This window comes from Thalassotalea psychrophila, assembly GCF_031583595.1.
Lineage (GTDB): Bacteria > Pseudomonadota > Gammaproteobacteria > Enterobacterales > Alteromonadaceae > Thalassotalea_A > Thalassotalea_A psychrophila.
In genome coordinates this window covers 3474003-3498042 of the sequence record NZ_CP134145.1, presented here as the reverse complement: position 1 = coordinate 3498042, position 24040 = coordinate 3474003, and the positions used below count along the sequence as shown (strand labels likewise).

The following is a 24040-nucleotide window of genomic DNA, read 5'->3' as shown; positions in this document are numbered from 1 at the left end:
AAAATGAAACATCCCAGGACGTATCAAAATTGGATCAAAAAATCTGAGAGTTTTACTCCATTTAATGGTGTCATCAAAACTACGAAATTTGTTATTGTTGTCAATTCTCCTTTGTTGACTGATAGTCAACTTGAAAAGATATTAATTTCAATAACTAAACAGTCGTATCAAAACTGGCAGGTTGTTGTTGTTTTACACGACACGCAAACAGTAGCGGATATATTTACCAACACTCTTAATATAACAACATTAAAAGTAGAATGTTCAGAGTTGATGCAACCGTTTAATATTAAGTATTCTGGCTATTGGGCTTTGTATATTAATTATTACTTGGTTTTAGCTCCGCAAGCGTTATGGGAGTTTGCGGTATACATCAATGCTGATAAATCGTCAAAGTCTGGCTGTATTTACTCTGACCATGATTATATTGACCGTGAGGGTAAAAGACATAATGTTAAATTTAAACCTGACTGGAATGCTGACCTGTATTATGAGCAGGAATACATTGCTAATTGTTGTGTTATTCAAGTCGATTCAGTTTTACACGATATTACCCTCAATCAGTTGTCGTCTCGCTCTGAAATGTTTGGGTTGATTATTAACATTGATAACCATAACAGAGCCACTAAAATTGAGCATTTAGCTAAAGTATTATTTCACCTAGTTGATGGCCCATTAGAGCTAAATTCTCTGGAGAGTCAAAAAGCTCTACAACAAAGGTTTAACCTTGATCTTAAAGTGGAGCCTACAACTTGGGGGCAAAAACTCACCTGGCCCATCATGAAGCCAGAGCCGCTTGTTTCACTTATCATCCCTACGCGCAATGGATTAGATATTTTAAAACAAGCCATCGACTCAATTTTAGCCAAAACAACGTATGAAAACTATGAGATTATTATTGTAGATAACCAGTCGGATGATATTGAAACAATAAATTATTTAAAATCGATAGGCAATTCTAAGATCAATGTCATAAATTATAATCATCCATTCAATTACTCAGCGATTAATAATTTTGCTGCAGAGCACGCGCAAGGTACCATTATTGGGTTAATAAATAATGATGTTGAAGTCATTTCGCCACAATGGTTAACTGAAATGGTAAGCCATGCTATTAGGCCTGATATAGGCTGTGTAGGGGCTAAGTTGTATTATCCTAATGATACTATTCAGCATGCAGGGGTCATTATCGGTATCTGGGGCTGTGCAGGGCATAGTCATAAGTATTATCCAAGAAGTGCAGACGGTTTTAATAATCGTTTACAGCTAGTGCAAAACTATTCAGCAGTAACAGCTGCTTGTTTATTGGTTAAAAAAGAGCTTTTTAATCAGGTCTCTGGTCTAAATGAACGTGATTTGACCGTTGCGTTTAATGATGTTGATTTTTGTTTAAAAGTAGAACGGCTAGGTGTGCGCAATCTCTGGACGCCTTATGCTGAGCTATATCATTATGAATCTATTAGTCGGGGGGATGATGCAACTCCTGAGAAAAGGGCTCGCGCAGAGAAAGAAATCAATTATATGCATGATACTTGGGGGACTAACACTTATCTTGACCCAGCATATAATCCTAACCTCACTTTAAAATTAGAAGACTTTTCAATTTCGAGAGACATATGATTACTAGAGTATTTAAAAAATCAAATAAAAAACTATTTGACTTAAAGCTTTTTGTCCATATTCCCAAGACAGCAGGTACCAGCTTTAGGAATGGTATAGAAAATCAATCAACAGTTATCTGTGATTATGAGCAAAGATCACCTTCCACAAGCAAAATAGTTCAGGAATCAATCTATAAAGAACAAGACTTTTTCAAACTGTATAAGAAACTTGAAAAAGAGAATGTTGATTGGTTATCTGGTCATGTTTCTGTGACAAAATATTCAAATTTTGTAGACCCTCGTAACATTGTAGCATTTTTTAGAGATCCGCTGGAGCAAACATTTTCTCATTATAAGCATCAAGTAAAGCATATGAATTATAAAGGTGATATTGAAAAATTCATTGAAGAAAAAAGATTTGTGAATTTTCAGCATAAGTGGATCGCGGGCTTTCCTATTGAATTAATTGGCGTGATTGGAATTACAGAATTGTATAATGATTCTATAGCTATAGTTAACAAGCAACTAGGGCTTAACGTTCCACCATTATCTTCGAATGTAAATGCTGATAAAGGAGATAAAGCAGAAATTTTAACTAAAAAATTAGCTCATAGATTGCGGGCTATAAGTCCAAATGACTTTTTTATTTATAATAAAGCGAAATGGTTATTAAATAATAGAAAGGAATTACACGAAAAAAAACTTACTTGGGTTCATGGAATTGCACACATTAACGCAAAAAATGAAATCGTTGGTGATGCTTGGAATGAGAGTAATGATGAATTAGTAACATTGTGTATAATTGCCGATGATAAAGAAATAGCAACCGTCAACGCCTCGCTATTATATCAGGGGCATATAAAAGCTAAGCTTCCTCGAGGTAGTTACATTAGCTATAAATATTGCATCCCTGACGAGTTAAAAAATTCGGATCATTTTGATGTTGTAGTCAAACAAACTAGACAAAAATTGAATTATGGCCCTTTAAAAATTAAAGTATAGTTATTTTAATTAAAAATGTGGCGAGTGACTTTAGCGTCAAGTCGTCACTATATAGATGTAAACTACATATTTAAAGTATAGGACTTAGTGATTCCTGAATAAATTCTTTTTAACATGTAACCTATTCTCTTATGTCTTTCAGGTCCTTTAATGGTAAAGATAACTAAACGGATTGGGATAGATACTAGATTTCGTATTTTACAATACACAGGCACATAACTTTTACGGAGAATACAGAATTGTGGTTTATTTCTCTTATATTCACATAAGCCTGTTATTTGTCTTTTTATTCTAAACCTTACCTTGGTTGATAAAAACTTCGTTAAGTATTTTATAAAAAGCTACTCTCTCCGCTTCAATACTATAGCGATTGACTGTTAAAAGCGCTGCAGATTTATATTTATTCAACAGTTTATAATCTTTAAGAATACTAAAGGCCAGCTCAACTTTCTTGATAATATGGTCTTTTGTATATTTTTTGGGCATGAGACAGTTTTTGCCATCAAAACAAAAAGATCTATTCCCTATACAATCAGGGACAATCGTTATGTCGCTATAAGTCATTGACTCTAAAGCCGGTAAGAAAAAACCCTCATTTATTCCAGGACTTGATAATAAAACTGAAATGGATGATTTAGCCATATGATCTAGATTTTCATCTCTTAGAATATTCTTAGTTGAGCAAATAGTTCGGTAACCTAAACCAGTAAAATATTCATAAAGTTCGAGTGCCATCTTCGTATTTTTTTTACCCATGATATAGATATCATTTGTTTTATTTACACTTATTTCATGTAAGTTTATTCCGCAGGGGATAGTGTGAATTGGGCCATTTGCATCGTTAGTTAATCTCATTGATTCTGCTACTTCATTGGATACCCCTATACGAGTAGCTTTGCGAAATAAGAAATTATACAACTGCGTATTTTCTTTATTTGTTTGACGAAAACCTTGAACTAAGTTTATAACAGGAACTATTTCCTCGACACCAGGTTCAAGATAAGCCCAATCCATACCTTCAATAAACAATATATCGTAGTTTTTTGGATTATATTCAGAAACAATATTCTCTGTCTCTTCTTTCCATGGGTTTACGTTTGCAATATTATCCCAAACGCTCCTGCTTGTAAAAAAAATATCAACATCACAACCAATATCAATTAGATGTCTGTAGTAATCATAAACTTTTAAGTGTCCGCCGGTATAACCTCTATAATCTCTGTGGAATAGAACTTTACATTTTTCTAGTTTCTTCCATTCACAAAATTTTGAAGATTTATGCAAGCTACGCTTTGCTATTAAACTTTCCAACTTAATCAATACACTCTTAGTCTTTCGCTTTAAAGAAACCCATGCCGCATTAAGCTTTTCTAAATCAATCAAATCTATAATCCCCTAAAGTACGATCTAAAACATTTTTTGACTGTAGATATGATAATCTACCAGTATCTTCTATGCAATATGGGCAAGGAGTATAAGTAATTTAAACACCATATCCGATATAATCAATCTATAGTGGAAACCACAAAACTCCTTATAGAGATAACATCAAACCAATACCCTGATGATTTGACGCAAATCTGTTAGTTTAAGGCCTATTATGTCCTCATTCTTTTCAATTACAAAAAAAGAACAAACGCTACCCTCCTAGCGCAACGGCAATATTATCCTTATTTTGTTGTATTTTCTTTCCCTAATTAACTAATGCAAATACTGAAACTAGGGGGCTCTTGCTTAAAGACGCTTACCGGATGCTTTTTCTTCATTGCTTTTTAGGTGATCTAATATTTTCTTGATGACATCAGGAACTTCAATATAGGCAATGACCTTTACCTGCCACTGGCAATCGATACAGGTTTCAATGTCAATATTGTATCCCACGTTTTTTTGTAAAACATCACTTTAAAAACAATTAATATTGACATTATTCTTATTTGCTAAAATAGGAATAATTAACCTATAGTTATTAGTTAGCTATTGAATTTAATAAAATGAAAATCATGAAACTAAAATATTTACTAATCACTATTTTTAATTTGGCTTTAATTGGTTGTAATGATGATGACAACTCATCAAAAACTATAGATAAAATTGATATTTATGCAACCCATGGTGGAAATTTTGGCAGAGCCTTTATGTTAGGAAGAACTTTCTCGTCTAATACAAAAGAATCAATATTAGCATTAGGTGTAGGCTCTCCGTCATATCCATATGTGTATACTTCAAAAAATGGCGCTGAAGTTACAGTTAGAGAATTAGTGAAAAACTTTCAAGATATAAGTGAAATCATAGTTAATACTGCAGATGGAAATACTGAAATTGACGCTTATCTATCAGTTATACCTGTAACTGATGGCGGTTTACTTTCAAATAAGGCGTTTAGCCAATTAGATACTATATACGTTATTCCTGAAGGTACTAGTATCTTTGAATATGAAAAATATCGAATTGACAATATAATTTCATTTGCAGCAAAAGCAAAAGAAAATGGCGTCAAAAATGTTAAGCTAGTCCTTTGGGATAGTATTGACGAGCAGACTCTTCTAAACTCTGACTTGCAGATTGGTCGTTTAAAAAGCAACGGAGTTGATTATGAGTTTATTAATTTTAATGCAATGTCTTCTGAAATCAGCGATTTAAAAACAAGTTCAGGATTAATATCAACAGGCTTTTATATTGGCTCTATAAATATAGAAGCTCTTGAAGCTCCTGTATTTAAAGAGAGTGAAACATTTGATGCCGACAAAGAAAGTATTGTTTTATTCGGCAGTTATACGAGAGATGAACCGAATGTATCGTATGTTAATCAGGTTGATATTTTGAAAAATCTTGAAACTACTATAGATCTTAGCGAAAACAACCTGATATTTAAGGGCCACCCCAGTGAAATATCAGTAAATGATTGGATTGATGACAACTCATCTGACATATCATATTTTTTAAGTTTTCCTTATGAAATATGGCAACTAATAGGTGAAGGTTCATTTAACTACACGTATGATAACCTTGAATACAATATGTCACTACCTAAACAGCCATTAGAAATGTATAGTATAATGAGCACAACTTTATATGGTGAGGACGCTAATAAGATTAAGAAGGTATTAGGGTATAACAATATTAATAGCAATTCAGAGCTAACCGATGAATATCATTCAGGAGGCATAGCACATTATGACTTATACTCTGATTGGATAACATTAACCGGTAATACAGTCACTCCATTTGAATATACATATGATTGGATTAACAATAAATAGAGTATAAAATAAGCGTACATATAAGCCGTTCTCTTAACTATAATCGATGTTACCTTCACATTCTAATACATTGATTTTTTAAGTTATAGCCACAAACTTCGGGATTTGGCATCGCTTTAAAAAATGCAAAAAATAACAATTAGGGTAAATGTAATTGGCACAATACATTATCTATCAATTTAGAAATTTAATTACTTTGTCTAAATGTAGTTATGCCCCGGCAAATTAATGGAGTTCTTTAGTTTAGTATTGTTTACACATTAGGTTGGTACTATAAGTCTATCGGTACATAATTTAAATTAATTATGTACCACTTAATTTAAGTCATTGTCTTACCTGACTTCTTCATCAGCAGCCTGTTTATCAGCGTGATATGAGCTTCGAACTAATGGTCCACATGCAGCGTGATCAAAACCCATAGCGTCGGCTTCACGTTTAAACATGTCAAAATCATCAGGATGAACATAGCGCTCAACCGCTAAGTGATGTTTACTTGTTTGTAAGTATTGACCAATTGTTAGCATAGTTACGCCAATTACACGAACACCCGTTACTAACGATGGTTCTGTAATGCTTAATGTTCATCCCTTTAGCGAAGGATCGGTATGCATGAGCCGCATCGCTGCATAAAATACTATCGTGGTTCACTATTGGCCGCATAGCTTCATGGATATCATGACGTTTGTGTTCTTCCAGCACAAAATCTGTGAGGCCGCCACTCCTATCTGCCACAATAAGGATCGGTATTTTGTCTTCTAGCTTTCGCTTGTCACCCATACCACCACGATGTCTAGGTTCACGATTATGTATGGTTTGATTTCCTTTGAAGGATTCAGCAAAAAACATTTCATCAGCCTCGATAATCCCCGTGACTTCAGATGGCTTGCGGGTGGCCGGTGCTTTAAGGAATCTATGTCGCCATCTAAATGCAGTGGTTTCAGCCACATCGAGTAATTCAGCAACCCTGCATATAGGTAAGCCGTCTAGCTATATTCAAGATTCTTAGCCCAAAGGTCACGCTTACGTAGCCTAGCTAGAGGCGTTTTAGTAAGGGCGTTGAAAGTTTTACCGCAAGTAGAACTCTTGCATTTGAAGCGTACTAATCCAGAATACATGCCCCATTTACCTATATTTTCGCAATCGCAATGGGGGCAAAATCACATGACCCCCTTTAGATTTATTAATTAGGTTCTCTGTATCGCCCCGCTTCAGATCTTCGTTAACATGGTGATGTAGCAATCGTTTCTGATTGTATGTTAGCTTATGTACAGACTCTATTAATAATGTAAATCTATTTTTTCTAAATGCCACGCCTCCTATACGCTGTGGGCATTAAGTATAGGAGCATTTTCAATGATCAACGACTAACGCTAATAGAGCCATTTTTTTACCTGCTAGTTTGGTCATTAATGGGATTTTTCGCCAGAACTGTTTCGTTTTTAACATCCAGCATGAAAGCCTAGATGGGTAACTATCAGGTACATCAATGATTTTTAACATTGGTCCTACGACATTTACATCATCGTACTGGTTTAATAGTCGAATATACACGTTGAGACTATCTTTGCTAGAAATTTCTAAAGAAATATCAGGATCTGTGACCACATAGTAAGTATAGCCAATTTTATATTTATTAATTATCGGCGCTATAGAATTTAGCCCGTTTTCTCCGCCTACAAGAGAGTCGAGTAAATAATGTTATACCCAGAAATTTCAAGTACTATTAAGTAATCAAGCAACGGTTCATAATCCGATCCGTTGTCAATAATATAAATATTCTTTGGGACTACGAAGGGCTAATATGAATTGAGAGATCGTTGTAATACATCTAGGCGATTAAAAGATTTAATAAAAAATGCGGTGTCATTACGCATAAAATTACCTATGAACAATTTTAGTATAAAAGTATTACTACTCTACACTTCAAATAAAAACTAAATTGTGGTTTTAAAACATATTACTATCAGTTATTAATTGTCTTTGAGTTATAAAGTATACCTTTAAAAATTCCTCGTAACATAAATCTAATGCGTTTTGATCTGTTTGGACCTCTAATTGAAAATATAACAAAACGAACAGGAATGGAAATTAAGTTCCTTAGCTTCCAATAAGTAGGCACGTAATCGCGCCTACTTAAAATTAGAATATTTCTAAATTGATAAAACAAACGTATTGGAGAACCTATTTTATAGGTTATTCCTAAAAATCGTCCTCTAGCATCACCTAATTGGTGATTCATGATAACGCTTTCATTAATCGCTACAGAGAAACCCTTAACTTTTGCACGCCAGCACCATTCATGATCAACACCATCAATAAATAACTCTTCTAAAAATAAACCAACTTCATCTAAGTATTCCATTTTAATCATTTTTCCAGATGCAATTATCTGACTACAAATCGTTAGTTCAGATAATGAGGCGTGCTCCTTTTGCACTGATGGAATCATTATTTTTTGAGTGAAAATGTCGAATGGTCTTGGTCCAACTGCGATGACTTTATGTGTCTTTGCAGCTTCAAGATAATATGACTTGTGTAAGTCAATTACTATACTTTTGGTAACTTGTGAATCTTGATCAAACAGAACTGTAAAATCAGCATTTTGTTCTTGGGCTTTTTTTAATCCAATATTTTGCGCTTTAGCAATTCCTACATTTTCACCTAAACTTATTAACGTGGCATTATCTGGAAGCATTAATTGTTCAGTCTTTGGTACCGAATTATCCACAATAAAGCAATGGGATACTTGAGAAGCTAAAAGTGAGATGTTTTTCTCAACCTCCAAAATCTTTGGGTGATATAAAATAATTACTGCTGCAATATTTTTCATGATATCAAACGCTGAATTTTTCTTTTAAGTTCAAGGAACATGTAAGCAAATTTTATTAAAAAAGGTGGAGACCTTCGTATAATAAAAACAGTGTGTGCATAGATAAAATTCAAAGATGTATTTAAATTTAAACTTTCTCTAGCTAATTTTCTAGCTTCATGATCATTAATTGCTTTTTCCATTCCTCTACGCTGGTAAAAGTTATTACTTCGTCGAAAATATAATAACTTATTTGGCAAATTTCTGAATTTATAACCTGCTGCGGCAAGTTCAATCCACAGGTAGTAATCTTGAGTGTTCATGAGTTCACTACGATAACGAAAACCATTTTCAAAAATAGAGAGGCGAAGTGCAACTGTAGGATGATTCATTGGGCAATGGCGTGGCATTTTTATTATTATTTTTTTATGGTGTAAAGGCATAAGGCGTTTGCCTATAACTTTACCATTTTCATTAATCTCATAACAATCAGAGCCAAGAACTGAAACCTCAGGGTTGTTGACTAAAAAATCCACTTGTTTTTGAAAGCGGTCTTTTGCACAAATGTCATCAGCGTCCATGCGAAACAATAATTCAGGCTTAGTAGATTCACTGCCAATAATCGTATTAATAATTTTATTAAGTGAAAATGCTAAACCTTCATTTTTGTTATTTATACTAATTTCTATTTTTATTTCATTTTCGTATTTATCCAGTATATCTTGTAACGTTTTGGATATAGGACCATCAATCACAATAAAGAAAATAAAATTTTGATATGTTTGTGAAAGGACACTTTCGATACTTCCTATAAGAAAGGAAGGATTATCGTTTTTATAAACGGACATTGCTACTGCAATTAAAGGGTTTAATTTAGTAAGAGTCAAAACAACCTATGAAAAGTAACTAGCTGATAGTAATCTATAAATTATACATCTTTTTAGGGAGATAGGAGCAGATAGTTAATTTTTATCACTATTTAATTTGTTGGCTCCCTATATAGACTGTTTTTAATGCAATTTAAACATTTTTTATGCTGATCTTATCCTTTCTTTGCTATTATACTTAGCCATTATCTATCAAATTAAAGATTAACAACATGCACTTCGATGTTTTCAACGGCGACGCCGACGGAATATTAGCTTTATTACAATTACGTTTAGCCGAACCGAAAGTTTCAACGCTTATAACTGGAGTTAAAAGAGATATTTCGTTAGTACAACAAGTTGATGTTGAACTTGCAATAAGTGCAACCATTCTTGATGTTTCAATGGAAAAGAACACTCAAGCATTGACAAATTTATTAGCAAACGATGTACCTGTATTTTATGTTGATCATCACCGAACAGGCGATGTGCCTGAATCTCCTTTATTAACGTCTTTAGTCAATACATCGCCAGATGTTTGTACTAGTTTATTGGTGAATGATTATTTAAAGGGCAAACATCATTTATGGGCTATTGCAGCGGCTTATGGTGATAACCTTAAAACGGTTGCTGCTAATCATTGTGTTCTTAATGGCGTTGGCAGCCCATTAGCTAATCAACTTGAAGCTTTAGGTACCTATGTAAATTATAACGGTTATGGTCGTACTACAGATGATCTGCATTACCACCCAGCCGATTTATACCAGAAGCTATTAGGCTATGAGCATCCAGAAAATTTGTTTTCTAATAAATCATCGCTTTTTTATGATTTGGAATCTGCTTATGAGCAAGATATGAATATGGCTCAAACTGCCGAAGTTTTGTTTGAAAATAATATCTGCAAAGTGGTTTGCTTAGAAGATGCTGCCTGGTCTCGACGAGTTAGTGGTGTGTTTGGTAATGATTTGGCTAATACAGCACCAGATAAAGCTCATGGTGTATTAACACGCAATTTAGATGGTAGCTATACGGTTAGTGTTCGTGCGCCTTTAAATAATAAGCAGGGCGCTGATGAGGTGTGTATTCAGTTTCCGACTGGTGGTGGTCGGGCAGGTGCTGCTGGTATTAATGCGTTACCAGAAGAGCAAATTGAGACGTTTATTTCTGTGTTGCAAAATTATTATGATTAGATCCTTAAACGAGTTCAGGAAGTGGTATCCCGTACTTCAACGGGATGACTGTTTATAGATACTGGCCTTCGCCAGTAAGACGAGAAAGATTATGAGTTTATTAATTACCGGTGGTACCGGTTACATTGGCAGCCATACGGTTGTTGAGTTGTTTTCAGTTGGGCAAGAAGTGGTTATTGTTGATAATCTTGCTAATTCTTCAACTAAATCATTAGCGCGTATTGAACAAATAACTGGTGTTAAGCCTGTATTTATTGAAGCAGATATATGTGATAAAGACGCTATGCGTGAAGTTTTTTCAGAACATGATATTACAGCAGTAATACACTTTGCGGGCTTAAAAGCCGTTGGTGAGTCTACGCAAATTCCTTTAAGTTATTACCATAACAATATGTCTGGCACCGTTACTTTGCTAGAAGTTATGGGCGAGTTTAATGTTAAAAACTTAGTGTTCAGCTCTTCAGCTACCGTATATGGTGAAAACAATGTTTCTCCATTAGTTGAAACTATGCCAACGTCAGCTACCAATCCTTATGGTCAAACCAAACTAATGGTCGAACATATATTGTTTGATTTAGCGAAAAGCGATCCTGACTGGTCTATTATTTCTCTACGTTACTTTAATCCTATTGGTGCTCATAAATCAGGGCTTATTGGTGAAAACCCTAACGGCATTCCAAATAACCTCCTCCCGTTTGTATCACAAGTTGCGGTAGGGCGTTTAAAGGAGTTGAATGTATTTGGTGATGATTACGAAACTGTTGATGGCACTGGAGTTCGAGATTATATCCACGTGGTTGATTTAGCTAATGCACATGTAAAAGCGGTTGATGCTTTAGATAAACTTTCAGGTTGTACCGCAATCAATATTGGTACAGGTAACGGTACTTCGGTATTGCAAATTGTCGATAAATTTAAAGAAGTCAGTGGTGTTGATATTCCATTTAATATTAGCCCTCGTCGTCCTGGTGATATAGCTACGGTATTTGCCGAAGCAAAATTAGCTAATGAATTGCTAGGTTGGCAAGCTGAGCTAGGGTTAGATGATATGATCATCGATACATGGCGTTGGCAATCAGATAATCCTAATGGTTTTGAGTAAATTTTCAAAGCTAAACGATTAACACCTTAAGGAACATGCGTGTTTACAAAACATCAAAAGAATTCTGCATCCATTTCAAAATTGCATGATAGTGCCAAACAGTTTCAGTGTAATTCGATATTAAGTTTGTTTGAACAAAATTCAAAGCGATTCGAGCAATCATCATTGACTGCTTGCAATATATTTCTGGATTACTCAAAACAAAATATTGATGGTGATGTTATTAATTCATTAGTTAGTTGGGCTGATGATATAAAGTTAAGCAATGCCATTACTGATATGTTTAGTGGTGCGAAGATAAATCATACAGAAGGACGAGCGGTTCTACACAGTATTTTACGTGCCCCACAATCAAAGCAAATTGAAGTGCTTGGTGAGCAAGTCGCTAATGAAATAGTTAATGCTAATCAGCAAATGCGCGAGCTGTGTTCACAACTTCATAAAGGTGAGTATTTAGGTTGTACTGGTAAAGCGATCCACGATGTTGTTGCCATAGGTATTGGCGGCTCTTATTACGGTGCGAAAGTGGCGCAGGAATCATTGAAACCATTTCATCAACAAAGTGTAAAAGTGCACTATTTAGCGAATATTGATGGTAGTGCTGTAGCTGAAAAATTAGCATTATTAAACCCTGAAACTACGCTCATTGTTATAATTTCAAAAACCTTCTCCACCCAAGAAACTCTATTAAATGCACAAAGTGCTAAAAACTGGCTTACCAGTTATCTTTCTAATTATGATATTTCTGATCACTTCGTCGCGGTTAGCTCTAACATAATTAAAGCAAAAGAATTTGGGGTGAAAGAATGTAATATTTTACCTATGTGGGATTGGGTTGGTGGTCGTTTCTCTTTATGGTCAGCGGTTGGCTTACCATTAGCGATTGCCATAGGTTATGAAAACTTTGAGCAAATGCGCGCTGGTGCTTATCAAATGGACGAGCATTTTCAACAGGCGCCTTTTGCTGAAAATATGCCGGTATTAATGGCGCTCATTGGTATTTGGAATTCAAGTTTTCTTGGCTATAATTCTTTGGCTGTTTTACCTTACGACCATTCTTTACGTGCCTTTCCTGGCTATTTACAACAAGTAGATATGGAAAGTAATGGTAAGCGAGTGAATCATCAAGGCAATGAGGTTGAATTAACCACAGCGCCAATTGTCTTTGGTCAAGAAGGTACTAATGGCCAGCACGCGTTTATGCAGTTGATGCATCAAAGTAATGAAATAATTCCTGCTGATTTTATTGTTTCACTAACATCAAATAGTGATTATCACCATCATCATACTATGTTAGTAGCTAATTGCTTTGCTCAAAGTGAAGCATTAATGGTTGGTAAAACTTTAGAGCAAGCTAAAGCTGAACTGACTGAACAAGGCTTGTCGGTTCAAGATGTTGAACGATTAGCTCCACATAAGGTTATGCCTGGTAACTCACCTTCAAATACTATCGTATTTGAACACTTAACGCCGAAAGTTTTAGGGGCGTTTTTAGCACTATACGAGCATAAAATTTTTGTTCAAGGCGTTATGTGGGAGCTTAACTCTTTTGACCAATGGGGGGTTGAACTTGGCAAGCAGTTAGGGACGTCGATATTAGCGGTAATGGGCGGAGAAAGTAATGATGCATTATCTACTTCTACTCAAGGGTTAATTGCCAAGTATTTAGACAAGCGTAAGTAGATTCTGGTTTCGGCTTTGGCATCCTGCGTCGCTCTACCTTCTACATCCATGCAGTCGTTCTCTAGAAAGACGACATTTTATCATTGAGTTCAGAGTTGCAGTCTTATGCGAATGACAAGTCTAACTTACCGTTAGGGTTAGACTTAATCACTTCAGGTTTGTCAAAAAAGTAACCTTGGAAAAAGTCAAAACCTAAGTTTAGCGCTTGGTTGTATTCTTGTTGATTTTCAACTTTTTCTGCCAGTAGTTGAATATGTGGGAAGTCAGCAAGATGTTCAATTAGCTCAATTATCTCTTCAATAGTGCTTTGTCTGAAATCTACTTTTATAATCTTTATGAAAGGAAAAAAATCATGCCATTGCTGGTGATGAACAAAATCATCTAAGGCAATGCAATAGCCTTTTTCATGCAAGTCTTGGCAAATGCTTAATAGCTCAGTACAAGGCTTTTCAGTTTCTAAGATCTCAACAATAACATGCTCAATATCAAACTGCTGGGGGTAGCCTTTTTGTAGAGTTTCTAAGGTGAAATTGATAAAGGCTGGTTTTTGATTAGTGAAGGTTTTACTTTGTCGGCTTTCGAGTGTGGTTTGAATAAGTTGTACAGTTGCTAAATCGGCGTCTATGCTTGGAAAAACATTAATTAAACTGTCTCTAAACAGCAATTCATAAGCAAAAATATTATTATCTTTATCAACAATTGATTGCCTAGCAGCATAGCCTTGCAATACATCATACTCTGTCTGCTTTTCTTGTATTGATAATGTTTTATTTAATTGCATTTGAAGCCAAATACCTTAGTGCGCCTGATTAAAATCTCATTAAAAGATAAAACTCATTTACTACGTTACCATATAAAAAAGAAATAAATAGTTAAAAGATTCTCTATGAAAGGCTTTTAAGTTTGCATATATTGAGCTCTTTTAATGTAATAACTCTATTAATTCAATCAAAACAAATTGTTAATAAAAAATAACACGCAAAAATATAGTAATTAAACATCGTTTAGATTTATCATAAGGCATATTTTTCTTACGCAACTGTGTGTAAATTCCATTTTTATTGGCTTTCAATAAATGAAATTTATCATGGTATATACTTAAGAAAGTCAGTTTTAATACTTAGGAGTCTAATTTGGCCATCGGAACTATTTTTTCTTTAGCTGTTTATTTTATTGTAATGATCGCAATTGGCTTATACGCCTTTAAAAAGTCCACAGATGATGTGTCTGGTTATATGTTGGGAGGACGCAGTTTAAGCCCTTCTGTTACTGCTTTGTCTGCGGGTGCTTCAGATATGAGTGGTTGGATTTTAATGGGCGTTCCAGGGGCAATGTACATCAGCGGCCTAAGTAGTACGTGGATAGCGATTGGCTTGATTATTGGTGCTTATGCAAATTATAGAATTGTAGCTCCACGATTACGTACATATACCGAACTTGCAAATGATTCTATAACCCTACCTGATTTTTTTGAAAACCGCTTTAAAGATGATAAGCGCTTGCTTCGCATAGTCTCTTCAATTGTCATCATTATATTTTTTACGTTGTACACTTCATCTGGCATTGTCGCTGGCGGTAAATTATTTGAAAGCTCTTTCGCTTTAAATTATGAACTTGGCCTTTATATTACAGCAGGCGTTGTGGTTTGTTATACCATGTTTGGCGGATTTTTAGCCGTAAGTCTAACTGACTTCGTTCAGGGCTGTATTATGTTTATAGCCTTAGTATTAGTACCTGTTGTGGTGATATCTAATGTTGGTGGTTTAGCTGAAGTACAGCAAAGCATCGAAAACATAAATCCTGATTTATTTAATATGTTTAGTGGTGTTAGTACTGTAGCGATAATCTCGGCTATGGCTTGGGGATTGGGATATTTCGGCCAGCCTCATATTCTTGTTCGTTTTATGGCTATTCGCTCAGTGGAAGATTTACCTGTCGCCCGTCGTATAGGTATGAATTGGATGATTGTGTCTCTTTGCGGTGCTGTCGCAACTGGTTTCGCTGGTATTGCATATATAGACAAAACTAGTACGTCTTTGGCTGATCCTGAAACTATATTTATTCTTTTGTCGCAAGTATTGTTTCACCCATTAATTGCTGGTTTTCTTCTTGCTGCTATTCTTGCGGCAATTATGAGTACTATTTCATCGCAACTGCTAGTGACGTCGAGTTCATTAACGGGCGATATTTATAACGTGTTTTTGAATAAAGATGCCAGTGAAAAGCAACTTGTTATGGTTGGCAGATTGTCTGTGCTGCTAGTCGCTTTAATTGCAGTATTTCTAGCATACGATAGGGAAAGTTCTATTTTAAGCTTAGTCGGTAATGCCTGGGCTGGTTTTGGCGCTGCATTTGGGCCACTTGTTATCCTCAGTTTGTATTGGAAACGTATGAATAAACAAGGTGCTCTAGCAGGTATGTTAGTAGGTGCCTTCACGGTACTATTTTGGATTTATGCGCCAATCACTATTAATGGTCAAAACTTAAGTGCTTGGATTTATGAAATTGTGCCTGGGTTTATATTTTCCGCTATTGCTATTGTGGTTGTAAGTAGAATGACAGAGCAACCAGAGGATGAAATTCAACAAACGTTTGCTCAGGTAGAGTCTTTACATTCTTAATTAAGTAATGAATACGCGATGCTTCTAATACGTAGCTTCGCTACTTCGAATACGCTGACGCTTCGAAGATACGAAGTAGCGTATTCGGAGTGTAACGTATTCGCAATTCGAAACTAGTATTGAGTCATATCGACCACTCTATGGTTTCATTAATCTTTTGTTGCCATTGTTGCAAAGGTTCGTTCTTGTTACCTATTATAATGACATCACCTTGTTGGTATTGATGGGTGATACCTACAACGGAGTCATCGCTAAATTGCTGGGTAAACTTTAAATGAGTCGACTTAGGCACTAGAAATACCGTTACGTTGTCAAATTCACCTTCAAACACTAGATGAACGCTGTCCATGCCGTCAAAATAACAATCATCAATTGAAATCAACTTGCCTAGCTTTTCCTTAAAGCCAACGTTTAAGTCAGACACATCATTATTAAAACTAGCTAAGCTATATTGAGCATTGCCTTGCTTGGCAAAGCTGTCCGCTTCATGGTGATAATGCGCTAATGAATAATCTGCAACATTAGAGTAGGCCGGGCTTGAGTTGATAAAGCTCACACCAATACCTAATGCTAAAGCAACAGAGGCAGCCATTGCTAAATGCACTCTCGACTTCTTCTTAGTTTGCTGATGTGAATGCAAACTCTGCCGAAGAATAAGTTGGTTCGCCAAGTTGTCAGGTACTTCAACACTTAAGGCCTTGGCAATGTGCGAGTCTAAGGTTTTTAAATCTTCAGCGAAGTCTTTGCGCTTATTGTCACTATTAATGGCGTCGATTATATCTTGATCTTGGCTATTCGGATCTGAATATAGTCTTCGTCTGAATTCTAAATCATCCATTAATTCGCCCCTTAATTTCATTATCTTTTTCAATTGCATCTTTGAGTTGGTTTCTCGCTCTAAATAAGCGAGTCATTACGGTGTTTTTGTTTAAATCCAACATCTTGCCGATCTCTTCACCACTAAAACCACCTATAACTTGTAATACCAAAGGCTCTCTGTATTCTGCTGGTAAGCGAGCGATTTTTTCTCTTAACCAATGGTCTTCAAGTTGTTGCTCTGTACTAGTTGAAAAATTGTCAACCGTACTGCCTTCATCGTACTCGCTCATGTCGAATTGTTTACGTTCAAAGCGGCGAGCATTTTCTCTACGCAATATAGTAATAAGCCATGATTTCGCTGCTTTTTGATCTTTTAAAGAATCAAGCGCACGCCAAGCTCTAAGGAAGGTTTCCTGAACTAAATCTTCAGCGATATGTTTGTCATGAACTAGCCAGTATGCGTAGCGGAATAAGTCTGCGTGCAGTGCTTTAACCAAGGCTTCGTATCTAACTTGCTTACTTGCCATAAATGGGTTCCAAGGGTTATAAATACCAAGTTGATCACATACTCAATTAAGTTGGTATAACAATATTATTGTTGGTTATTAGTAAGGACCAATCAAAGGTAATTTTAATTTCGAAAAAATAAAAAATATTTTATTTAATAGTGAGTTTAGGCGTAAACACAAAAATGCCCACATTTTGTGGGCAATTAAGGCTATAAGGTTGGGGCTCGCATTTCGCAGCCTTGCAGCTTGTAGCCTTTAAGCTTTACAGGTTGCTGTTTCAAGGATTAATCGCTATTTCGATTTGCTGCTGTTGTATCGTTTTAGTTTGCAATCTTGAAATTATCTTTAACAATTTACTACCTTGCCAATTTCCGGTGTTGGCTGAAAAGTAATTGCGTTGTAACTCGGCTAATGCTTCATTAAAATCAACACTATTAAGCTTTTTGCTTACTTGTTCTAAATTAGCAAAGTGCTCGTTCGGATATAGATCTTTCGCCCATATTGGCAATAGGCTAATAACTTGTTCACCATTATTTTGGCTACATGCCGCCATTAACTTTAAATAGCTTTGCTTGTCTTCGCTGGTGAATGTCGCTTTGCTAAAGCTTATGTTGCCTTTCAATTTTGCCATATAAAACCAAGCTAAGGCGGTAAGTATCCAGCCAGCTAAAAATAGCCATTGTAATGTAGTATTTTGTTCAGTCACAATTTGCGTTTGTGGATGAATTGGTTGATTAAATGCTGGTGTTGCTGCCTGAATACCATTAATGGTAATTGTTTTACCCGGTATAATTGCTTGCTCAAGTTTATTCAGTTTAGTATTCCACCAAGGAACGGTTAAATCTGGCAGGGTATAGGTACCAGGCTTGGTAGGTACTATGGCAAATTCTTGTACTTTTTGGCTGATCAACAAACCGTTTTGAACACCACTTTGACTTTCAGCTTGGTCTGGATATATTTTTAAACCATCGGGTACTACAAAATTTAATACCGGTAATTGCTCGGCGCTAAGCGCTGCAGCCGTGATTGTCACCTTACGGGTAATAGGCTCACCTAATTCAAATTCAGTGCCTGCCACAGGCCATTCGTCTTCAATGCTGATGATTTCGCTCGGCAACCACTCTCCGCTATAATTATCAGGCACTGGTTTTACGTTAATATCAATTTCTTTACCTCGTATGCTAACTGGTTTACCTCGATCCATACCTGAAAATAAAGAGCGACTTTTACTAATTATGATCTCACCTTCAAAGGTAGAGCTATGCAATACAAATTTTCCGCTGGTCTGTGGTTTTACTGAGTAAATGCGTTCAATTATTCGATAGCGTTTACCGTCAATAATCTGTGTATCTTCTTTATCTTGGCCTATTTGTTTAATTTCAGAGCCGGTCATTTTTGGCTCAGTGAGTACACCGCGCTTTAAATTTACCGCTAAATGCAAACGAACTCTTAAGGTGAATTGCTGCTGCACGTAAATGTCTTGATCGCTTACGTCGGAAGTAATATATAAATCTTTTTGTTGGCTCGCGCCTTTTTCACTTTCAGCTAGCACCACTAACGCAATAGGTTGGGTGCTAACTCCGCCTACAGAAAGGGCTGGGATCACTACCTTGCCTTTTTTCCTAGGAATAAGCAGAGTTGTCCACTGAGTGGAACGGGTCATATCGAAGTTAACCATATTGGTTTGACTGCTTACTGAAGTACCGCCAACTACAAAGTCTTTTTGTAAAATGCTAGGGTCAAAGGCATCGGCAGATACTGAATCATCAGCTTTAACCGTAAGTACAATTGATTCATTAACTATTGCCGGATTTTTATCAATGCTGGCGGTAACGTTAGTTAATGCATTTGCAAAAAATGTAGCGAATAGGGAAACTATAAAAACGCACTGTTTGATCGTTTTTACCATTTTTCTTTTACTCCAATGCTGCTTCTGTTTTGACGACGTTTTTGATATTCCAGTTTCATTTTATTGCGTAATAGCAACTGGGGATCGTCGGTAACTTTTCTAAGCATTTGTTCATGCTTTTGATTTAATTCGGTGTTTTCTTTACTCGTGTCGTCTACTACACCTGCACTCTGTTCGTCTTGCGGGCTTTGCTGCTCATCTTGCTCTGCATTTTCAGCTTGAGCTGCAGCATTTTGTTCTTGCTCTGACTCATCTTGCTCAGCGTTTTGTTGCTCATTGTCACGGCTTTGCTGATCAGACTCCTGTTCATTAGGATTTTGATCTCCATCAGGGCTTTCTTGGCTTTGCGAGTCTTGTGATTGTTGATCTTGATTCTCAGAATCTTGTTCTTGCTGGTTTTGAGCTTGTTGCTGCTCTTGGTTATCATCGCTGTCGCCATTTTCGCCAGACTGTTGTTGATTTTCTTTTTGTTGATCAGACTGCTGTTGATCCTGTTCTTCATTTTGTTCTTGATTCGAATCGTCTTGATTCTGCTCTTGCTGTTCTTGCTCTTCTTGTTGCTGCTGCAATTGTTCCACAAGCGCTTTATTAGATGCCGCATCCATATGATCAGGGGTTTCAGCGAGAACCTCATCATAAGCTTTAATTGCTTCATCATATTGCTGTAGCTTAGCTAGGGTATTACCTTGGTTATAACTAGATTCTGCTGATTCAACTTGCTTAAAGGCATCTAACGCTTTTTCAAAATCACCAGCCTTGTAGTAACTGCTGCCTTGCCAAAGCGGCTCTGAAAACTGCTCGGCAGCTTCTGCATATTGTTGTTGTTCGAAGTTTGCCTTACCTTGCTGGTTTTTAGTTTGCCATAAATCATCCCAAAGGCTTGCTTCTGCCCTTGGGGCATGTAGTGAAGATGCAATAACCAAGCTTAATAATACAGGGGTAAACAATACTCCGCGGCGAAAATAACCTAACAATAATGGCAGGGCTATTAATAATAGATAGGGTCCCATTTCTTGCCATTGATCGCCTAAATTGTCTTGTTCATTTTGCATTTCTTTTTTTGCATCTAGTGCTTTTAATTCACTTAGATTTTCTAAGTCGCTGTCATCAGCGGTTATCTGACTAAAAGCTCCTCCACTATTTTGGCTAATACCGGCAAGCCTTGGCGCGTTCATTTTAGGAATAACGATATTGCCACCTCTATCCTTCATTAGCTCACCATTGGCTAACGTAATTGGCGCGCCTTGATCGCTACCCACGCCTAATATATTAATGCGATGCGGATGCTCACTGGCAAAGTCATTAATATCGGCAAGTTCATCTGAGCTTATACCATCGGTTACCCAATAAATATCACCTTCAATATGCCCCGCGTTTAGTAACATTTCATTTGCTAGTACTAATGCAGGGTAGGGGTTAGAACCTAACTCAGGCATAATATTTGGTGACAATGAGGGTAAGAGTAATTTGATATTGTTTATATCCGCTGTTAACGGGCTAATAATAAATGCATCACCAGCATAAGCCACCAGACCAATTTCACCTTCATCTATTTTTTCAACCAAATCCATCGCTTTATAGCGAGCCATGGTGAGTCTATTTGGTTTAATGTCAGTTGCAAGCATTGAAAAAGACATATCCATGATAAGTACTGAGCCGCGTTCAACATCAAATACCGGTTGTGGTAGCTTCTGCCAAGTTGGGCCAGCCAATGCAAAAATAAATAATAAGCCGATAATTGAGGCAGGTATAAGTGATACTGGCTTTTTATTTTCACTGCTACTTAATAACATGTGGGCTAAATGCTTTGGAATAACATGATGCCATGCACTGCTTGATATTCTAATTTTTCTAAGTTGCCAAATAACCCAGACAAGCACCACAACAGCGAGTAGCCATAAAGGGCGGATAAAATGAAATTCGCTCATTATATTTGCTCCTTAGAATGTGCCATGGTTTCAGTTTTCTCGTTAGAGCCTGATGAAGGCTTATCTCTGATTTTTTTATCTGCTGCTTTAAATGACTCCGGAGACGGTTTGTTAAATAATTGATTTGGTTTTACTTTATTTGTTGTACCCGAAGACCAATTAAATATAGAGCCAAAGCTTATATATTTAATCATCAGCATTTGCATGATCATTAACACCATGGCAGCGGTTAATGGGTAGTAAAATAGCGCCGTTAACGGGCGCATCTGTTGTTGATCTTGTTCAACCGGTTCAAGCTGGTCCAGCATTTGATAAATTCTTGTCATCGACTCGCCATCAGTGGCTCTAAAGTATGAGCCTCCAGTTTGCTTGGCAATTTTAGTTAAGGTATTTTCATCTAAATCGCGAGATGGATTAACTTTACGGGTACCAAATAATGAGCGCTCAAGCATTACTTCTGCGCCAACACCGATAGTGTAAATGGTCACATCTTTAGCTACTGCTAATTCTAATGCTTGCTCCGGAGTTATTTTTCCTGAGGTGTTTTGGCCATCAGTAACTAGTAATAATACGCGGTTAGACTCTTTCTTATTAACGAAGCGTTTAACCCCTAACGCCATAGCGTCACCAATAGCGGTTTTTTGACCTACTAAACCAATCTCTGATTCATCCAACATTTGTTGCATGGTTTTTCGGTCAAAGGTCATTGGTGTTTGCATATAAGCATCATCACCAAATAAAATTAAGCCTAAGCGATCACCATTTCTGCGTTCAATAAAATCACCAAGTAACTCTTTTAGCATCACTAAACGATTCACTGTGCTGCCGTTTAATCGCATATCTTCTATTTGCATACTGCCAGACAAATCAACGGCGATGATCATCTCTCTGCCTTGGGTTGGAATTTGAATCGGTTCCCCTAACCATTGAGGTCTTGTAACCGCTAATACTAATAAACACCATACAACGACAGCAAGCCAAACTGGCAATTGTTGTTGTCCCATAGCAGAGGTTTTAGAGCTGGCACCAGGTAATAGTACCGGAACTTTTAGCGCCGCCGAACTTGCTGCTTTTTTAGGTGATAAGAAGTACACAATTAATGGCAGAGGTAACAACAGAGCGAGCCATGGCCATAAAAAACTAATCATGAGTAACCTCACTTTTAGCTGTTGTCATTTTATTATTGTTGTTTTGAATAGCCGAGGGCTGATTTTTGTCTGATGCTATAACTTCTACACCTTTAATTTCTATGAGCGCGGCATTATTAACCCAAAGTAATGCCGCTTGCTGAAGTTCTTGTGAATAAAGAGAATGAGTCGATTTACGGTACTGTTGCATTAACGCGTTTTCAGCTAACTGAACGAAACTTGCTTGTTGCTCATTGGGTAATTTATTCGACAAAAATGCCAATAATTTATCACCATGAATTGCCGCTACCTCATTGCGGTTAAAATAATGCATGCTTACCCATTTCAAAATCGCGATCGATTTCTCGGTAGATAAATTATCTAGTTCGGTTAATTGTTTTATTGCTTGGCGCTTCACCAAACTTTGCTTGCGCTTAGCTGATATTTTCTTATAGGAGAAAACTGCTATGGCAATAATGCTAACAAGCAATATCCACCAACCGGGGGCAATAGGCCAGCCATGGATATTTTCGGGCAAGTGAATATCTTGTAAATTCGCTAACGGATCCAAGATTCAACTCCTGATTTTAATTGATGTTCAATGCTACTGCCGGCAGAAAAGCTAATAAAGCGAGCCCCGGCTTTTTGATACATATGTTGTTTTAACTGAGTAAGCATTTGCGCTTTTTGCTGATAACGTTCAGCGGCTTTTTTATCACCAAGGGTAAGCTGTTGTTTCACTTTACCGTCGGTAACCGCGACAGATGTTTTATGATGACTTTCTGGGAGTTCAGACTCTAAAGGATCTGATATTTGGCAAATAACTAACTCACATACGCGGGAAATTTGCGATAACGGCAACAGAGCTTTTTCGTCAAAATGATTACCGTCTGTAATTAAATATACCAATGAACCTGGACGGGCCAACTGTCTTAACCGATTACAATTTTCAATAAAATAATCGTTACTGCTAGGGTTGTCTTGTTGCCAGTGTTCTAAGCCTTGCAAGTGCAATTCGTCCAACGCGTGCAGATAATGCAATACACCATTTTGTCGACTTCTTGGTTTAAGTTCTTGATGTTCAAGTTCATTAAAGACCAATCCGCCAACTCTATCACCACGCTTTTTTGCATGCCAAGCAACTAATGAAGCAATATGAGATGCTTGTACAGACTTAAACAAGAGTTTTGAACCAAAAAACATCGACTGGCCTAAGTCGGTGGCAATTAAAACTGGACGTTCAACTTCTTCTTTAAACAATTTAGTATGAGTTTCGCCAGTTCGCGCTGTAACGCGCCAGTCTATGGCTCTAATATCATCGCCAGTTTGATAATGTCTCACTTCATCAAACTCCATACCTCGGCCTTTTGTTCGGGCAAGGTAATTACCTGATAAGTGGCCGTGCACCGCGTTTTTAGGCGCGAGATTAAGCAGTGACGCTTTGCCTTGATAAGATAACAGTTCATCAATCGTTAAATTAATTCCGTCACTTTGCAAGGTACTAAGTTGTTCACTTATACCAAGGTTTGCATCAAAATTTGAATGCTTATTCCACCACATAGTTTTTACCTATCGCAACATTTAACTCGCTTAAAAAATGTTTAGCTAAAGATG

The 24040-nt window shown here is 36.6% G+C and carries 20 protein-coding genes and 2 pseudogenes; 7 read left to right on the top strand and 15 right to left on the bottom strand.

Translation table 11 applies throughout. The annotated features are described in order from the left end of the window. Positions 1-3 precede the first annotated feature (3 nt). Positions 4-1620 (top strand): glycosyltransferase family 2 protein, encoded by a 1617-nt coding sequence (locus tag RGQ13_RS14330; RefSeq protein ID WP_348390427.1) that lies wholly within the window; start codon positions 4-6, stop codon positions 1618-1620. After that, positions 1617-2603 (top strand): hypothetical protein, encoded by a 987-nt coding sequence (locus tag RGQ13_RS14325; RefSeq protein WP_348390426.1) that lies wholly within the window; start codon positions 1617-1619, stop codon positions 2601-2603. Before RGQ13_RS14330 ends, RGQ13_RS14325 begins: the two co-directional genes overlap by 4 nt. A gap of 291 nt (positions 2604-2894) precedes the next feature. On the opposite strand, the gene RGQ13_RS14320 is transcribed toward RGQ13_RS14325, so the two are convergent. Next, the gene (locus tag RGQ13_RS14320; protein ID WP_348390425.1) at positions 2895-3986 is read right to left on the bottom strand and encodes a glycosyltransferase; all 1092 of its coding nucleotides are present in this window, start codon (positions 3984-3986) and stop codon (positions 2895-2897) included. Between the two features lie 351 nt (positions 3987-4337). Next, positions 4338-4484: a hypothetical protein gene (locus RGQ13_RS14315; RefSeq protein ID WP_348393446.1), complete on the bottom strand. Its 147-nt coding sequence runs from the start codon at positions 4482-4484 to the stop codon at positions 4338-4340. Between the two features lie 110 nt (positions 4485-4594). Here RGQ13_RS14315 and RGQ13_RS14310 point away from each other — a divergent pair, with 110 nt between their 5' ends. After that, positions 4595-5863 (top strand): hypothetical protein, encoded by a 1269-nt coding sequence (locus RGQ13_RS14310; RefSeq protein ID WP_348390424.1) that lies wholly within the window; start codon positions 4595-4597, stop codon positions 5861-5863. A 332-nt stretch (positions 5864-6195) separates the two neighbouring features. Here RGQ13_RS14310 and RGQ13_RS14305 read toward each other — a convergent pair. The 5 genes and pseudogenes from RGQ13_RS14305 to RGQ13_RS14285 form a co-directional block, all read right to left on the bottom strand. After that, a pseudogene (locus tag RGQ13_RS14305) lies at positions 6196-6396 on the bottom strand (lipoyl synthase); the annotation flags it as partial. Positions 6397-6409: 13 nt separating this feature from the next. Continuing rightward, a pseudogene (locus RGQ13_RS14300) lies at positions 6410-7174 on the bottom strand (IS1595 family transposase); the annotation flags it as partial. Between the two features lie 39 nt (positions 7175-7213). After that, positions 7214-7468, bottom strand: a complete 255-nt coding sequence (locus tag RGQ13_RS14295; RefSeq protein WP_348390423.1) for a hypothetical protein — start codon at positions 7466-7468, stop codon at positions 7214-7216. 358 nt (positions 7469-7826) lie between these two features. Next, complete coding sequence (locus RGQ13_RS14290; RefSeq protein ID WP_348390422.1) at positions 7827-8693, bottom strand: glycosyltransferase family 2 protein; 867 nt, start codon at positions 8691-8693, stop codon at positions 7827-7829. Then, the gene (locus RGQ13_RS14285; protein WP_348390421.1) at positions 8690-9559 is read right to left on the bottom strand and encodes a glycosyltransferase; all 870 of its coding nucleotides are present in this window, start codon (positions 9557-9559) and stop codon (positions 8690-8692) included. Before RGQ13_RS14285 ends, RGQ13_RS14290 begins: the two co-directional genes overlap by 4 nt. Positions 9560-9771: 212 nt before the next feature. Here RGQ13_RS14285 and RGQ13_RS14280 point away from each other — a divergent pair, with 212 nt between their 5' ends. The 3 genes from RGQ13_RS14280 to pgi all read left to right on the top strand — a co-directional run bounded on the left by RGQ13_RS14280 (position 9772) and on the right by pgi (position 13513). Then, positions 9772-10728 (top strand): DHH family phosphoesterase, encoded by a 957-nt coding sequence (locus RGQ13_RS14280; protein ID WP_348390420.1) that lies wholly within the window; start codon positions 9772-9774, stop codon positions 10726-10728. A gap of 91 nt (positions 10729-10819) precedes the next feature. Next, positions 10820-11830: a UDP-glucose 4-epimerase GalE gene (galE, locus tag RGQ13_RS14275; protein ID WP_348390419.1), complete on the top strand. Its 1011-nt coding sequence runs from the start codon at positions 10820-10822 to the stop codon at positions 11828-11830. Between the two features lie 39 nt (positions 11831-11869). Next, positions 11870-13513, top strand: coding sequence for a glucose-6-phosphate isomerase (pgi, locus tag RGQ13_RS14270; RefSeq protein WP_348390418.1), 1644 nt, complete (start codon positions 11870-11872; stop codon positions 13511-13513). Positions 13514-13616: 103 nt separating this feature from the next. Here pgi and RGQ13_RS14265 read toward each other — a convergent pair whose 3' ends face one another. Beyond that, the gene (locus RGQ13_RS14265; protein WP_348390417.1) at positions 13617-14294 is read right to left on the bottom strand and encodes an EAL and HDOD domain-containing protein; all 678 of its coding nucleotides are present in this window, start codon (positions 14292-14294) and stop codon (positions 13617-13619) included. A 352-nt stretch (positions 14295-14646) separates the two neighbouring features. On the opposite strand from RGQ13_RS14265, the gene putP reads away from it, so the two are divergent. After that, on the top strand, positions 14647-16134 hold the full coding sequence (putP, locus tag RGQ13_RS14260) for a sodium/proline symporter PutP (RefSeq protein ID WP_348390416.1): 1488 nt from the start codon (positions 14647-14649) through the stop codon (positions 16132-16134). A gap of 124 nt (positions 16135-16258) precedes the next feature. Here putP and RGQ13_RS14255 read toward each other — a convergent pair whose 3' ends face one another. The 7 genes from RGQ13_RS14255 to RGQ13_RS14225 all read right to left on the bottom strand — a co-directional run bounded on the left by RGQ13_RS14255 (position 16259) and on the right by RGQ13_RS14225 (position 23986). Beyond that, entirely contained in the window at positions 16259-16972 is a 714-nt protein-coding gene (locus RGQ13_RS14255) for a DUF3379 family protein (protein ID WP_348390415.1), read from the bottom strand. Next, positions 16965-17480 (bottom strand): sigma-70 family RNA polymerase sigma factor, encoded by a 516-nt coding sequence (locus tag RGQ13_RS14250; RefSeq protein WP_348390414.1) that lies wholly within the window; start codon positions 17478-17480, stop codon positions 16965-16967. The genes RGQ13_RS14255 and RGQ13_RS14250 overlap by 8 nt, the downstream gene beginning before the upstream one ends. 259 nt (positions 17481-17739) lie before the next feature. After that, positions 17740-19371, bottom strand: coding sequence for a BatD family protein (locus RGQ13_RS14245; protein ID WP_348390413.1), 1632 nt, complete (start codon positions 19369-19371; stop codon positions 17740-17742). Beyond that, on the bottom strand, positions 19365-21299 hold the full coding sequence (locus tag RGQ13_RS14240) for a vWA domain-containing protein (RefSeq protein WP_348390412.1): 1935 nt from the start codon (positions 21297-21299) through the stop codon (positions 19365-19367). Before RGQ13_RS14240 ends, RGQ13_RS14245 begins: the two co-directional genes overlap by 7 nt. Continuing rightward, a complete protein-coding gene (locus tag RGQ13_RS14235) occupies positions 21299-22447 on the bottom strand; it encodes a vWA domain-containing protein (RefSeq protein WP_348390411.1) in 1149 nt (382 codons plus the stop codon). Before RGQ13_RS14235 ends, RGQ13_RS14240 begins: the two co-directional genes overlap by 1 nt. After that, positions 22440-22997 (bottom strand): DUF4381 domain-containing protein, encoded by a 558-nt coding sequence (locus RGQ13_RS14230; protein WP_348390410.1) that lies wholly within the window; start codon positions 22995-22997, stop codon positions 22440-22442. Before RGQ13_RS14230 ends, RGQ13_RS14235 begins: the two co-directional genes overlap by 8 nt. Continuing rightward, a complete protein-coding gene (locus RGQ13_RS14225; protein WP_348390409.1) occupies positions 22985-23986 on the bottom strand; it encodes a DUF58 domain-containing protein in 1002 nt (333 codons plus the stop codon). The genes RGQ13_RS14230 and RGQ13_RS14225 overlap by 13 nt, the downstream gene beginning before the upstream one ends. Positions 23987-24040 lie beyond the last annotated feature (54 nt).

Bases quoted from the DNA above. Each gene is read 5' to 3' on its own strand.
- RGQ13_RS14330 (WP_348390427.1), top strand. From the start codon at position 4: ATGAAACATCCCAGGACGTATCAAAATTGGATCAAAAAATCTGAGAGT.
- RGQ13_RS14325 (WP_348390426.1), top strand. From the start codon at position 1,617: ATGATTACTAGAGTATTTAAAAAATCAAATAAAAAACTATTTGACTTA.
- RGQ13_RS14310 (WP_348390424.1), top strand. From the start codon at position 4,595: ATGAAAATCATGAAACTAAAATATTTACTAATCACTATTTTTAATTTG.
- RGQ13_RS14290 (WP_348390422.1), bottom strand. From the start codon at position 8,693: ATGAAAAATATTGCAGCAGTAATTATTTTATATCACCCAAAGATTTTG.
- RGQ13_RS14280 (WP_348390420.1), top strand. From the start codon at position 9,772: ATGCACTTCGATGTTTTCAACGGCGACGCCGACGGAATATTAGCTTTA.
- galE (WP_348390419.1), top strand. From the start codon at position 10,820: ATGAGTTTATTAATTACCGGTGGTACCGGTTACATTGGCAGCCATACG.
- RGQ13_RS14265 (WP_348390417.1), bottom strand. From the start codon at position 14,294: ATGCAATTAAATAAAACATTATCAATACAAGAAAAGCAGACAGAGTAT.
- RGQ13_RS14255 (WP_348390415.1), bottom strand. From the start codon at position 16,972: ATGGATGATTTAGAATTCAGACGAAGACTATATTCAGATCCGAATAGC.
- RGQ13_RS14250 (WP_348390414.1), bottom strand. From the start codon at position 17,480: ATGGCAAGTAAGCAAGTTAGATACGAAGCCTTGGTTAAAGCACTGCAC.
- RGQ13_RS14245 (WP_348390413.1), bottom strand. From the start codon at position 19,371: ATGGTAAAAACGATCAAACAGTGCGTTTTTATAGTTTCCCTATTCGCT.
- RGQ13_RS14240 (WP_348390412.1), bottom strand. From the start codon at position 21,299: ATGAGCGAATTTCATTTTATCCGCCCTTTATGGCTACTCGCTGTTGTG.
- RGQ13_RS14235 (WP_348390411.1), bottom strand. From the start codon at position 22,447: ATGATTAGTTTTTTATGGCCATGGCTCGCTCTGTTGTTACCTCTGCCA.
- RGQ13_RS14225 (WP_348390409.1), bottom strand. From the start codon at position 23,986: ATGTGGTGGAATAAGCATTCAAATTTTGATGCAAACCTTGGTATAAGT.